11 protein-coding genes are annotated in these 12612 nt (G+C 65.8%); 5 read left to right on the top strand and 6 right to left on the bottom strand.

The features are described from left to right. Window positions 1-4: 4 nt before the first annotated feature. Window positions 5-982, bottom strand: coding sequence for a LacI family DNA-binding transcriptional regulator (locus ACQUSX_RS10685; RefSeq protein ID WP_428906911.1), 978 nt, complete (start codon window positions 980-982; stop codon window positions 5-7). Between the two features lie 122 nt (window positions 983-1104). Between ACQUSX_RS10685 and ACQUSX_RS10680 the strand changes: the two genes are divergently transcribed. Both ACQUSX_RS10680 and ACQUSX_RS10675 read left to right on the top strand, forming a co-directional pair. Then, window positions 1105-2226 carry a glycoside hydrolase family 172 protein gene (locus ACQUSX_RS10680; RefSeq protein ID WP_428906910.1) on the top strand — a complete coding sequence of 374 codons (1122 nt, stop codon included), beginning with the start codon at window positions 1105-1107 and terminating at the stop codon, window positions 2224-2226. Between the two features lies 1 nt (window position 2227). After that, entirely contained in the window at window positions 2228-2974 is a 747-nt protein-coding gene (locus ACQUSX_RS10675; RefSeq protein WP_428906909.1) for an SDR family oxidoreductase, read from the top strand. A 10-nt stretch (window positions 2975-2984) separates the two neighbouring features. Here the strand turns inward: ACQUSX_RS10675 and ACQUSX_RS10670 are convergent, their stop codons facing one another. The 4 genes from ACQUSX_RS10670 to ACQUSX_RS10655 all read right to left on the bottom strand — a co-directional run bounded on the left by ACQUSX_RS10670 (window position 2985) and on the right by ACQUSX_RS10655 (window position 8308). Further along, window positions 2985-3884 (bottom strand): carbohydrate ABC transporter permease, encoded by a 900-nt coding sequence (locus ACQUSX_RS10670; protein WP_428906908.1) that lies wholly within the window; start codon window positions 3882-3884, stop codon window positions 2985-2987. Beyond that, a complete protein-coding gene (locus ACQUSX_RS10665; RefSeq protein WP_428906907.1) occupies window positions 3884-4807 on the bottom strand; it encodes a carbohydrate ABC transporter permease in 924 nt (307 codons plus the stop codon). Before ACQUSX_RS10665 ends, ACQUSX_RS10670 begins: the two co-directional genes overlap by 1 nt. A 60-nt stretch (window positions 4808-4867) precedes the next feature. Then, a complete protein-coding gene (locus ACQUSX_RS10660; RefSeq protein WP_428906906.1) occupies window positions 4868-6241 on the bottom strand; it encodes an ABC transporter substrate-binding protein in 1374 nt (457 codons plus the stop codon). 183 nt (window positions 6242-6424) lie between these two features. After that, entirely contained in the window at window positions 6425-8308 is a 1884-nt protein-coding gene (locus tag ACQUSX_RS10655) for a glycoside hydrolase family 183 protein (RefSeq protein WP_428906905.1), read from the bottom strand. Between the two features lie 172 nt (window positions 8309-8480). Between ACQUSX_RS10655 and ACQUSX_RS10650 the strand changes: the two genes are divergently transcribed. The 3 genes from ACQUSX_RS10650 to ACQUSX_RS10640 all read left to right on the top strand — a co-directional run bounded on the left by ACQUSX_RS10650 (window position 8481) and on the right by ACQUSX_RS10640 (window position 11230). Further along, the gene (locus tag ACQUSX_RS10650; RefSeq protein WP_428906904.1) at window positions 8481-9449 is read left to right on the top strand and encodes a hypothetical protein; all 969 of its coding nucleotides are present in this window, start codon (window positions 8481-8483) and stop codon (window positions 9447-9449) included. A gap of 121 nt (window positions 9450-9570) precedes the next feature. Next, window positions 9571-10410, top strand: a complete 840-nt coding sequence (locus tag ACQUSX_RS10645; RefSeq protein WP_428906903.1) for a BtpA/SgcQ family protein — start codon at window positions 9571-9573, stop codon at window positions 10408-10410. Between the two features lie 151 nt (window positions 10411-10561). Further along, window positions 10562-11230, top strand: coding sequence for a GntR family transcriptional regulator (locus ACQUSX_RS10640; RefSeq protein ID WP_428906902.1), 669 nt, complete (start codon window positions 10562-10564; stop codon window positions 11228-11230). Window positions 11231-11301: 71 nt separating this feature from the next. Here the strand turns inward: ACQUSX_RS10640 and ACQUSX_RS10635 are convergent, their stop codons facing one another. Continuing rightward, entirely contained in the window at window positions 11302-12606 is a 1305-nt protein-coding gene (locus tag ACQUSX_RS10635) for an MFS transporter (RefSeq protein ID WP_428906901.1), read from the bottom strand. Window positions 12607-12612 lie beyond the last annotated feature (6 nt).

Raw genomic sequence — 12612 nt, 5'->3', positions numbered from 1 at the left:
GTGGTCAGACCCGCGCTGAGGCAGCCTGCACCTCGTTTCGCAGAACGACAGTGCGCGCCGGCTGCTGATCGCCGCGGATCCGCTCGAGCAGCATCCGTGCCGCCGTCACCCCCATGTGCCGTGCCGGCAGCCGCACCACGGTGACAGCGCTGGGCGACAGGGTCGTGAACGGCAGTCCGCCGATGACCGCCACGCCGATCTTCGGCGGCGTCAGGTCGTGCTCGGTGAGCACCTGGATCGCGCCGACCCCGATGAGGTTGTTGCCGGCGACGACGGCATCCGGCGGCTCCGGCAGTGTCAGCAGCTCCTCCATGACCTCGCGGCCGCCGTCCACGCGGAACGACGAGAAGCGCAGCAGGTCAGACGGCGCTTCGATACCGGCGGCGCGATGAGCCACTCGCCAGCCTTCCGCGCGATCCGCCGAGGTCTCAATGTGCTCGGGCCCGCCGATGTACGCCACCCTCCGGTGCGTCTTCAGCAGATGCTCGGTGGCCAGCCGCCCGGCGTCGCGATTCGCCATGATGACGCCGTCGACATCGTGGCCGATGCTGCGGTCGACCGCCACGACCGGACGGCCGGTGGAGAGGATCTCGTCGAGGTTCGTCGAGTCCGACGCGGCCGCCAGGATGACTCCCGACATGTTCTCGGCGATCGCGATCCGCAGATACGTCGACTCCTTCTCGAGCTGAGCGTCGGTGTTGCACAGCACCACCGAGTAGCCGGCTTCGCTGGCGACATCCTCAACCCCGCGGGCCATCTCGGTGAAGTACGGGTTCTCGATGTCCGGGATGAGCAGCGCGATCACCTCGGCACTCTGCCTTCGAAGCGTGCGCGCCGCACGGTTGGGCGTGAAGTTCAGCTGTGCAGCCGCTGACCGGACCGCCGAGGTCTTCGCCTCCGAGACGCCGACGCCGTTGAACACCCGTGAGACCGTCGCCGGTGATACGCCGGCAAGCCGTGCGACGTCGTAGATCGTGGACACGCTCTCCTCCTGCCGGTCCGGTACTAACACACTAGCGGTTTGAAATCGATTGCAACTGGATCTCGGAACGGGTACTGTGTCCGGAGCATCCGCCCATTCGCAGGACACGAGGAAGTGCACGCATGCCCGATCTGAACTCCATCGCCGCTCTCCGCTCAGTGCAGACGCGATCGATCTCACCCGAGAACTTCGACGGGGCGGCCGGCGGGGGCGGCCGTGCCACCGACGGCACTGGCGCCGACTGCGCCCGAGACCTCGGCCCGGGCTGGAAGATCTCGCCGAGCGTCGACATCAAAGCGGGCGACACGTTCGAGCTCGCCTCCATCGCGGGTGCGGGCAAGATCACGCACATCTGGATCACCACTCACACCGACAACTGGCGCACGCTGATGCTGCGCGCCTATTGGGATGGCTCGAGCGAGCCCGCGATCGAGGTGCCGTATGGCGACTTCTTCTGCAACGGCTGGGGTGTGTTCGCTCAGGTGAACTCGCAGGCCATCGCCGCCAACCCGCACGGCGGCTTCAACTCCTACTGGCCCATGCCGTTCCGCGACGGCGCACGACTGACCATCGAGAACACGTCGGCGGTCGATGTTCGGGTGTACTACCAGATCACGTACGAAACTGGTGGCGACTACTCGCAGGACGGCTATCTCCACGCACAGTGGCGACGGTCGAACCCGCTCGAGGAGCTGACCCCGCATGTCATCCTCGAGGGCATCGAGGGCCAGGGCCAGTATGTCGGCACGTACATCGCCTGGGGCGTGAACTCCAACGGCTGGTGGGGCGAGGGCGAGATCAAGTTCTACCTCGACGACGACACCGACTACCCCACGATCTGCGGCACGGGCACCGAGGACTACTTCGGCGGCGCCTGGAACTTCGACATCCCCGGCAAGGGGTACACCGAGTTCTCGACACCCTATCTGGGCATGCCCCAGGTGATCCGGCCCGACGGCCTTTACGTCTCGCAGCAGCGCTTCGGAATGTACCGCTGGCACCTGCAGGATCCGATCCACTTCGCCACCGGCATCCCGAAAGTCGACATCCAGGCGCTCGGATGGCGCAGCGGCTGGCGCTATCTGCCGCTGCGCGACGACATCGCGTCGACGGCGATGTTCTATCTCGACCGCCCGACCGCACGCCGCCCGAAGTCACCGAGTCCCGACGACCTGGAGGTTCATCTAGGGACCGCCCCGGTTCCCGACATCGGCGCCACTCCCCCACGCGAGCCGCGGAGCTGACGTGCATTACGCGACCCATCCCTCGCTCGCCGGGCGGCTCGTCGTCATCACCGGCGGCGGCCGCGGCATCGGTCTGCAGACAGCGCGGCGGTTCCTCGAGCAGGGAAGTCGGGTGGTCGTGCTCGACCTCGCCATGACGGCCGACGACGTCGATGTCGCGTTCGTGCGCGTGGATGTGACGGATGCTGATGCCGTGGCATCCGCGGCATCAGACGTCTCCGCCCGCTTCGGCACACCCGACGTCGTACTCAACGCCGCCGGCATCGTGCGCTCGGCGAGCGCCGAGGAGATGTCGGCCGACGACTGGCAGCGGGTGGTCGACATCGACCTGAACGGCACGTTCTACGTCTGCCAGGCGTTCGGCAGGCTCATGCTCGATGCCGGCCGCGGTGCGATCGTGAACATCGCCTCGATGAGCGGCAGCATCAGCAACTTCCCGCAGAAGCAGTCGAGCTACAACGCCGCGAAGGCCGGTGTCGTCCACCTCACGAAGACCCTGGCCGGCGAGTGGGCGGGCCGTGGCGTGCGAGTGAACTCGGTGTCGCCCGGATACATCGGCACAGACCTCACCGCTCAGGTGCTGACCGACGATCCGGCACTGGGCGAGACGTGGCGTGAGCGCACGCCGATGGGCAGACTCGGGACCCCAGACGAAGTGGCTTCGGTGATCCTGTTCCTCGCCTCGGACGACGCGAGCTTCATGACCGGCTCCGATGTCTTGGTTGACGGCGGCTACACGGTCTGGTGAGGCCCCCGGACTACTTGAGCCCGGCCATCTTGATGTTGCCGATGATCTGACGCTGGAAGATCAGGAACAGGATCACCACGGGCGCCGCCGCGAGCACGGATCCTGCCATGAGCAGCCCCAGCTCGGTGCTGCGCTCCGAACGGAAGGTGGCCAGGTACTGCTGAACGACGAATCGCTCCGGTGACGTGATCGTCATGATCGGCCACACGTACGAGTTCCAGTACGCCAGGAACGCGGTGATGCCCATCACGACGAACGGCGGCTTGGACAGCGGCAGGAAGATGCGCACGAAGATCCCGAACCGACCGCAGCCGTCGAGCATCGCCGCCTCTTCCAGACTGGCCGGGATGTTCAGGTAGAACTGGCGGATGAAGAAGACGGATGCTGCGCTCGCAGCCCCGGGGATGACCAGGACGGCCAGCGTATCGAGCATCGACAACCGCGTGACCACGATGAAGCTGGTGAGCAGGATCGTCATGCCGGGGATGAACATCGTGGTGATCACGATGACCCACATGGTGCGCTTGAACCGGAAATCCAGCCGGGCGAACGCGTACGCGGCGAGGGAGTTCACCGTGAGGCTGAGCACGGTGAACAGCACAGCGCCGAGGAACGTCCACCCCATGGTGAGCGCGAAGGTGGGGTCGGCGATGATCTGGGCGTAGTTCTCCCACTTCCAGACCTCGGGGAAGAACTGGAAGGGCGTCTGAATGACCTCGGTCTTCGACTTGAACCCGGCGATGATCATCCATGCGAGCGGGAACAGCGCCGCGACGATGAAGATGATGCCGGCGAGCAGCTTTCCGGTGAGGACGAGCCAGCCGCCCGCGGTGCGCGGCCTGCGAGGGCGGCGCGAGGCGCCCTTGCCGGCGAGGACGATCCGGGTGGTCTCACCCTGCATGATGGCCATCAGTCGACCAGCCTCTCGGAGTTGACGAACTTGAACACCAGGGCTGAGACCGTGCCCAGCACGACGAACAGCAGCAGTGCCGCGGCGATCGAGTACCCGACGTTGATGTCGTTGCGGAAGTGGTTGAAGATGAACAGGTTCGGCAGGGTGGTGGAATCGAGCGGGCCGCCGTTCGTCATCACGAGGGGGAGTTCGAACTGCTGAATCGCCGCCACGAATCCGGTGACCAGCAGATAGAGGAAGACATTCTTCATCTGCGGGATCGTGATGTAGAAGGTCTTCTGCCACCAGCCGGCGCCTTCCATGGCGGCGGCCTCGTAGTACTCGGCGGGGATGTCGACCATTGCGGCCACCATGATCAGGGACGTGAGTCCCATGCCGAGCCAGATCGCCGGGATCGCGATCGCAAGCAGCGCCCAGGCCGGGTCGCCGATCCAGGCGATGGGGTCGATGCCGAAGACGCCGAGGAATGCATTGAGCAGTCCACCCGAATAGTCGTAGATGAGCACGAAGATGATCGACGCGATGACGGCCGAGATGATCGTCGGGATGTAGATGCTGACCTTGAGGATGCTGGCGAAGCTGCGCGACACGGCGACCACGAGGCTGGAGAAGAGGTACGCGAGTATGAGCATCACAGGCACGGTCATCAGCACGAACGCGAAGCCTCGGCCGATCGTAGCCAGGAAGAGCGGGTCGCTCAGCACGTCGGTGAAGTTCTTCCAGCCGACGAACTCGGGATCCTTGTAGAAGCTCCAGTCCTGGAACGACAGGTACCCGGCGTATATCGCGGGCCAGATCACGAAGATGCCGAGCAGCAGCACCACGGGAGCGAGCATGAGGAATGCGAGCTTGGTGTCGCGGTGTCGATATCGGTCGTGTCGTCGGCGCGCATCGTCGCGCACGTTCTTCGCTGTTGCCACAGATGTTCTCGTCTCAGTGCGGTGCGATCGCGGGGGCCTGATCGGCCCCCGCGATCGTGATCAGTTCGAAGGTGCTTTGTCGGCGAGCGAATCGCGGTCGATGACCGTTTGAATCGCCTTCTCGGCTGTTCCGATCGCCGCATCCGGCGTGGCTGCGCCCTTCATCACCGATTCCATCGCGGTGCCGACGGCGAGCGACACGTCCCACGGGTAAGTGGGCTCGGGGATCGCGGTCGGGATGATGTCGTTGACGACGATGTCCGACCACGGGGCATCCGCTGCGGCCTCGTCGTCGGCGACGGCCTCCTGCACGGATGTGCGCACCGGGACCTTCGTGAACTGAGTGTCGACGAAGAACGGCACCAGCAGGTCGGGGTCACCGGCGAGCGCCCAGGTGAGGAAGTCCGCGGCAGCCTGAGCGTTCTTGGTCTTGGCGTCGATCACCCAGCGGAAGTTGCCGAGCGTCGTGGCACCGCGGCCGTCGGCGTTCTCAGAGTTGACGAACGCGCCCACCCCGGTGTTCTCGAGCATGTCCGGGAAGTCCGAGCCGATCTCGGACATCATCCACGAGCCGGACACCTTGAACGCGACTTTCTGCTCTCCGAAGTCCTTGCCCTCGACGTACGCGGCGAGCGCCTGCTTCGCCATGTAGCCGTTGTCCCACAGCTCCTTGTACTTCGACATCAGATCGCGGTAGCCGTCGTTGTCGATGTCGGGCGCGGTCCAGTCATCGGAGAGGGCCGTGTGGCCCGCGAAGTTCCACTGCTGGCCGACGCTCGACCAGGCGAAGGTGACGGCGTCGGATGCCGGCGAGATGCAGTACTGGCCGCTGGCGAGGGTTGGCTTGATCTTCGCGCACGCATCCAGCAGCTCGTCCCAGGTCTCGGGCCCGTTGTCGCTGTCGACGCCGGCCTTGTCGAGGATCTCCTTGTTCCAGAACAGCACTGTCTGCGGCTCGAGCAGCAAGGGGTAAGCGTAGTAGTCACCGTCGATCTGCGAAATCGGCTGAGCCTGCTCGATGATCTCGTCGAGCTTGTCCTGCGGCACGATGTCGTTGAGCGGGTGCAGCTGCTCGGCGTTCACCGCGTCGGTGATGCTCGCCGAGAACGTGTAGACGTCAGGCGCCTTGCCCGCGGCCTGTGCGGCCTTCATCTTCTGGTCCCACGCATCGGCCGGCACTTCGGTGTCGACGACCTTGATCTCGTCTTGCGACTCGTTGAACTGCTTGACGATGTTCTTGTACCACTCGTTCTCGACCGGCGTGAACGTGCGATGCCAGAACTGCACCGTGGTGACTCCGTCGGCATTCGCGTTGCCGTCGTCGGCGCTCTGGCCGGGGGTGCTCGATCCGCATCCGGCAAGAAGACCTGCCGCTGTGATCACGCCGAGGACCGACAGTGCCGTCCGCCTCTTGCTCGTTGTGTTGATTGCCATGGGTTCCTCCTCAGGAACACGACTCGTCGTCGAATCGGGGCTGTGTTCGGCTAGTGCCGAGGGACACGGGTGGAAGGGCTGCGTGCCCGTTCAACCGGGGTAGACGACACGTTAGACGAAATCGATTTCAAGTACAAGAGATCCGGCTGCAGAAGCGTCGAACACGTCTGCAGCCGGATCGGTTCACGCGTCGCCGTGTCGGCGTCGGATCAGCAGGAACGCGCCGCCGGCGAGAAGCAGCAGGGCGCCGAGCGCGATCGGCAACACGAGTGCGGCACCATCGGCTCCGGTGGCAGCCAGCGATCCGCCATCGACCGTCGCATCGGAGTCATCGTCCGGCGCAGGAGCGACCGGTGCCGGCGACTCGTCGGGGCCGGGATCCTCGCTCGGCTGGGGCGCGGGAGCCGTGGGCTCCGGGTCGGGGTCGGGCTCGGGCTCGGGGTCGGGATCCGTAGGCCCAGGACCCGGCGTCGCGGTGGGGTCCGCTTTCACGATGGCCAGATCGTCGATCTGCACCCAGCGGTCGCCATCCAGCGCCGTGCCCACGAACGCCTCGATCGTCGTCGACGCGCCGGAGTTGAATGTGATCTCCAACCGCTCATACGGGACGACCTGCTCGAAAGCCTCCGAGCCGAGCACCTTGGCGCCGGGTCCGATCTCGCGCACGCCGAACTCCCCCTGTGCGGCCGCACCGCCCGTGACCACGAAGCCGGAGAAGACGTAGTCGGTGTTCGGCTCGACCGGAACCTGCTGATGCACGTCGATGTTGCCGGTGCTGTTGCGCATCCAGGCCTGACGGCTGCCTGCATAGGCCCAGGTGTGATTGGTGTCGATGCCGCAGTTGCCGTTGCATGCCCATGGCTCCGTCATCGCCTCGCTGCGCTCGAAACTCGAGTTGCGAATGAGGTTCGGGTTGATCAGCGTGCCGTCCTCATCGAGCTGCACGCGAATGAGGAAGACGTTGTACGGATCCCACTGCGACAGCGCGATGTAGAGGTCGTTGCCCGTGGACCATGGGTGGATGTAGCCGCCGTAGAGCCCGGGGTAATCGAGCGAGTTGGCGACGCTCTCGCCTTCGCTCCATGGCCCTTGTGGGCTATCCGCCGTGCGCAGCAGCATCGTGCCGTCGGCTTTGCCGTCGAGCGTCACCATGAGCCATTTTCCGGTGTGCTCGTTGTACTGCACGGACAGTTCGGAATTCATCGGCGGCACGATCTCGGCTGCGCCGGACCCATCTCCCGGCGCCCATGCTGCGCCGTCCCAGTAGCGCCACGCGTCCTTGTCGAGCATCTCGTCCTCGGCCACCCTGGCCACGTGTGCGGCGCCCAGGCGACCGTTGGGAGTGCCGAACATGTAGACGTATCCGTCGCGCTTCTCGAAGGCGACCATCTGGAACGGATGCTGATTCTCGCCGCCTTCCCATGTCGAACCTGTGGCCGTGTTCTGCCAGGTGGGGCCGTCGGTGGAGTTCCAGGTCTCGCCGTTGTCGTCCGAGTAGGCGATGCGACTGAAGTTCGTGGCCCACTGACCGGGGGGACCCCACTCCTTGACCGACATGAACGCCATGTACTGGCGGTCGCCGACCGCGATGCCGGCGGTCGGGATCGTGGTGTGCTCGTCACCGGGGATCTTCTTGGAGGGAATGAGCTCGCCCGCGTGACCGGGGACGTCCTCGACCGCCGAGTCAAAGCTCATGCCGTCGCTGAGGTCGGTGTCCGTGGAGCGCAGCAGTACGTTGGATCGCCAGTCGCCGCCCCCACCCCCGGGCCCGGACCAGTCGCCGAAGGTGTCGCCGAATGCGGTGAGCACCTCGCCTCTGCCGTTGTCCCACATGATGCCGAGATCGGTGCCGGTCACGCGCCAGGCGGCAGCCGTGTCGGTGGTCGCGCTCGACCCCGTCATCTGGGCGATCATCACGGCAGGAGATGGCGGCAGCGGCTCGGGGTCGGCGGCATTCGCCACGGAGCCGCCGGAGCTCAGGCCGGTGATGGCGAGCAGTGCGCCGATGGCGGCGGCGGTGCGCGACCGGCTCCTGCCTCTGCTCGATTTTGCGGTCGATGAGATCACAGTCGTCCTTTCAATGGGCCGTCGATCGCACCGGACGCCAGGATCACGCTGGGCGCATCGAGGGACTTGCGGATAGCCCCTGGACTGCTTTGTCGAGGGGGTTGCTTGAAACCGATTTCATGTCAGGATAGGGAGCCAACAGACTCCCGTCAAGACCTCTGAAGGGCATCCCATGGCACTGCGAACCCCGCTCACCGACGCGACCCCGGCCGCTGTCGACGGCCCCTGGCTGCGACCCGGCCAGCTCGCGCCCGCCGAACCGCGCTGGGGGCACGCAGACGGCATGCAGGTCGGCCTTCACCCCATCCCCGGGCCGCGCGGACTGCTGCGGATCTTCACGCCGTACCTCGATCATCCGCGCGAGCGGCTGGTGAACTTCATCGCCGTCGAACCCATCCCCGTTGGCGCCGAGAGGCGTGGATACTCCGAGCTGGAGCCGAGTGAGCTCGACCCGGGCCAGGACGGCAAGCGCTTCTGGTCGAGCGACGACCCGAGCGGCGCTTCCACGCCGTCTGACCCGCTGTCGCCCGCGCGAGGCGTGGTGGAGACCATCGACGGCGTCGAGCACCTGACCGTTTGGATCGGCGTCGAGCGGTTCGACAACGGCGCGGACGTCAGAGTGCGGGTGCGTTTCCGCGCCGATCGTCCGCGCGAAGTCGAGGTGGCCGGTTTCGAGAATGACGGCTCCGCGCCCCTGCGGAATCTCATCCTGACCGCGACGATGGGCAACTGGGCGCGGCTGCGGCTGCTGGAGCTCGCGCATGACACGCACCATCCGAAGGATCTCTGGCCGGAGCTCACAGGCACGGGCTTCTCTGAGCACGCACGCTTCGGACTTTCCGCACTCCGCAGAGAGGGCGCTGCTGCCGAGGTCAGCGCCATCGGCGACGAAGAGGATCCATGGTCGGTGAGCTACGCTCTGGACACCGCCGACCACTGGCGGATCCTCGGGCGCCGTGCCCGACAGACCTGGCGAGTCGACGACCCGCATCCGGACCTCGAGGTGCTCGTCAATGCCCGCTGGTCGTACTGGGCGAGCGCGTCGGAGATCCCCGGCGGCCCGGCGTTCGAGAACTTCGAGGTCGTCGAGCCCTTCCGTCAGGGTGCCGCGTTCCGTTTCGCCGTCGATCCGCTGGACTGATCGGGTCCAGTCGACCGACGGCAGGGCTGGGCAGCTCGGAACACACTTCATCTGATCTTGACTTGCGAGAATTATCGAATATTATTTGAATACGCTCGCCCAAACGATCTGAGGAGACACCATGAGCAACCCTTACCTCAAGCGCTTCAACAGCGTTTTCGCCGACAAAGCACCCGTGATCGGCATGGTTCACATGTACCCGCTGCCCGGCGCTCCGTGGTTCGCCGGCGATCTCAACGACGTCATCGACCGTGCGCTGCAGGACGCCACGACCCTCGCCGAGAACGGCGTTGACGCCCTTCTCGTGGAGAACTTCCACGACTACCCGTTCTACCCAACCACGGTCGAACCCGAGACCGTCGCCTCGGCCGCGGTCGTGGCCCGAGAGGTCAGCCGCCACACCGACCTGCCTCTTGGGATCAACATCCTGCGCAACTCTTGGAAGGCATCGCTGGGCATCGCCGCCGCGGTCGACGCCCAGTTCATCCGCCTGAACATCCTCACCGACGCCTCGGTGACCGACCAGGGCATCATCAACAGCGAGGCGCACCTCGTCGCACGCTACAAGAAGCACATCGGCGGAGATCACATCCTGACGCTGGCCGATCTGCTCACTAAGCACGCACGCCCGATCGTCGAGCGCCCTGTCGGCGTCATCGCCGCCGACATGCTGCACCGTGGCGGCGCGGATGCCATCATCCTGGCCGGCGACGACACCAAGATGCCTCCGAGCCTTGAGCGCCTCGCTCAGGTGAAGGACTCCGTGCCGGACGCCCCTGTCATCCTGGGATCGGGCATGACCGCCCAGCACGCCGCTCGCTACGCGGAAGTCGCAGATGGTGCTGTCTTCGGATACGGATCGAAGCCCGACAACAACATGGACCTGCCGGTCAGCGGCGAGCTGACCCGCGAGTTCGTGAACCTCTGGCAGTCGGCCGGGGAGGCTCGCAAGGCAGCCTGAGCCGTCGACATGAAGGGGCCCGCGCATTGCGCGGGCCCCTTCATGTGCGCCCGCCCGACGTGCGCGATGAGATCATGAGATCAACTACCAGTTTCGAGGAGTCCGAGTGTCCGACCACCCCGTCCCACCGTCGCGACGGCGCTCGACGCGCGTGCCGCTCGCGGATCGCGCGTACGACGCGCTGCTGCTGCAGGTGATCGGCGGGGAACGCCCGCCGGGTGACTGGCTCAACATCGGCGCGCTCTCGCGCGAAATGGGCCTGTCGGCTACTCCGATCCGCGAAGCTCTCGCACGCCTGGAGCCGACCGGTCTGGTGCGTCGTAACCCGCTGCGCGGATATGAGGTCGCCCCACTGCTGTCCCCCGCCGAGATCGTGCAACTGATGGACGCCCGCCTTCTGTTCGAGCCGACCTTCGCGGCCGCAGCCGCAGCCAATGCGACGCCCGAGTTCCTCGCTCAGATCATGGAAACGATCGAGTCGATGGAGAAGACTGGCGAGCACTCCGACGCTGAAGCGTTGAAGAACAGCTGGATCGCTGACGAGCGGTTCCACACACTTATCAGCTTCCAGGCCGGCAACCCGTTCAGCCGCAGGGCGTTCGAGGGTCTCGGCAGTCAGCTGCAGCGCTTCCGTCTCAGCGGTCGGGCCGGTCGAACCCATGCCTTGGAGGCGGCGCACGAGCACCGCGACATCTACGCAGCGATTGCACGCGGAGATTCAGAAACCGCGGCCGCCCTCATGCGGGCCCATGTGGAGCATGCGCGCCGACGCACACTCACGGACGAACGCGTAGTCGCCGAGGCGACGACTGCCCACTGATCCGGCACGTTACAACGCCGCGCCGTCCAGTCGCTCTCGGACTGGACGGCGCGGCGCATGTGGTGATCAGCTCACTTGTCAGCGGTGAACACTCCGTTGCGGCGCTTCGCCACGAGATACAGCACGACGCTGATGGCGCACAGCGTTGCGACGTAGAACGGGAAGATCCCGCCGAGGCCGACACTGCGCAGGTACACGAACAGGTACGAGGCGGTACCTCCGAACACGGCCACACCGATGCCGTACCCCAGGCCCACCGCGGTGCCGCGGTAACGCTGCGGGATCATCAGATTCGCGACCGTGCTGAAGATGGTGAGGTTCAGCAGCAGAATCAGCGATCCGCCGAGCAGCACTGCGGCCAACGACCCGACGCCGTTGCCGGTGTAGAGCAGAACCAGGAAGATCGTGGGGATCGTCAGCAGACGTCCGATCACGAACCAGCGCGAGAGATCCCACTTGTCGAGCACGCGGCTGAGCACCCATGCACCCACCGTGAGGATGACACCGAGCGTGGTCGACACGAAGAACACGCCCGTCGGATCTTCACCGTACGATCCAGTCGCCAGCGACGGCAGGCCCGACAGCCAGGTGTAGTTGTACGCCTGGAGTGCGCCGACGATGAACACGACCGCAAGCACGCTGAGCCAGTAGTGGCGCACACCGCGCCAGACCTCGATGGTCTCGGTGCGCGTCACCGGCTCGGCATCCTTGGCTGCGGCTCCGCTGCCGGGCAGCGTCTCGGGAAGCGTCCGCCGGAGCCACAGGACGATGATGCCGAGCAGACCGCCGAGGATGAACGGGATGCGCCAACCGAACTCCGCCATGTTCTCAGGGCCGAGGGTGGCACTGGCTGCGAACGCCGTCAGCGGGGCGAGCATGTTGCCGAAGTTGTTGAACGTCGCCATGAAGCCGGCGACGTAGCCGGGCCGCTCGGGTACGAGCTCGACACCGTAGGCCGCGCCGAGAGAACCCTCGATGCCCGTGGAGAAGCCCTGCAGCACACGGCACAGCAATACGATGACGCCGGCCCAGATGCCAATCGACTCGTGGGTCGGCGTCAGGCCGATGACGAGGCTCGCGAACGCCGTCGCGCCGACAGCGCCGATCATCACGGGGCGGCGCCCGATCCGGTCCGCCACCGTGCCGAGCAGCGCCCCTCCAATGGGGCGGACGACGAAGCCGACGGCGAAGACGGCCAGCGAGTTGAGCGTCGCGGCGACCGCATCCTCGCCAGGGAAGAAGGCCTGTCCGATGTAGACCGAGAGCAGGCCGAACATCGCCCAGTCGTACCATTCGAGAGCATGACCCGCGCTGAGCGCGAACAATTGCTTGGCGTGCTTCTGCTTCGCCACGGGCGACAGCTTCTGGGTTTCCATCTCGGG

Source organism: Microbacterium alcoholitolerans, from assembly GCF_050408615.1.
GTDB lineage: Bacteria > Actinomycetota > Actinomycetes > Actinomycetales > Microbacteriaceae > Microbacterium.
Note: the sequence above shows the minus strand (reverse complement) of the source record. Positions and strands in the feature narration are given on the sequence as shown.

Excerpts from the sequence above, each read along its gene's own strand:
- ACQUSX_RS10680 (WP_428906910.1), top strand. The coding sequence starts at position 1,105 with ATGCCCGATCTGAACTCCATCGCCGCTCTCCGCTCAGTGCAGACGCGA.
- ACQUSX_RS10670 (WP_428906908.1), bottom strand. The coding sequence starts at position 3,884 with ATGGCCATCATGCAGGGTGAGACCACCCGGATCGTCCTCGCCGGCAAG.
- ACQUSX_RS10660 (WP_428906906.1), bottom strand. The coding sequence starts at position 6,241 with ATGGCAATCAACACAACGAGCAAGAGGCGGACGGCACTGTCGGTCCTC.
- ACQUSX_RS10650 (WP_428906904.1), top strand. The coding sequence starts at position 8,481 with ATGGCACTGCGAACCCCGCTCACCGACGCGACCCCGGCCGCTGTCGAC.
- ACQUSX_RS10645 (WP_428906903.1), top strand. The coding sequence starts at position 9,571 with ATGAGCAACCCTTACCTCAAGCGCTTCAACAGCGTTTTCGCCGACAAA.
- ACQUSX_RS10635 (WP_428906901.1), bottom strand. The coding sequence starts at position 12,606 with ATGGAAACCCAGAAGCTGTCGCCCGTGGCGAAGCAGAAGCACGCCAAG.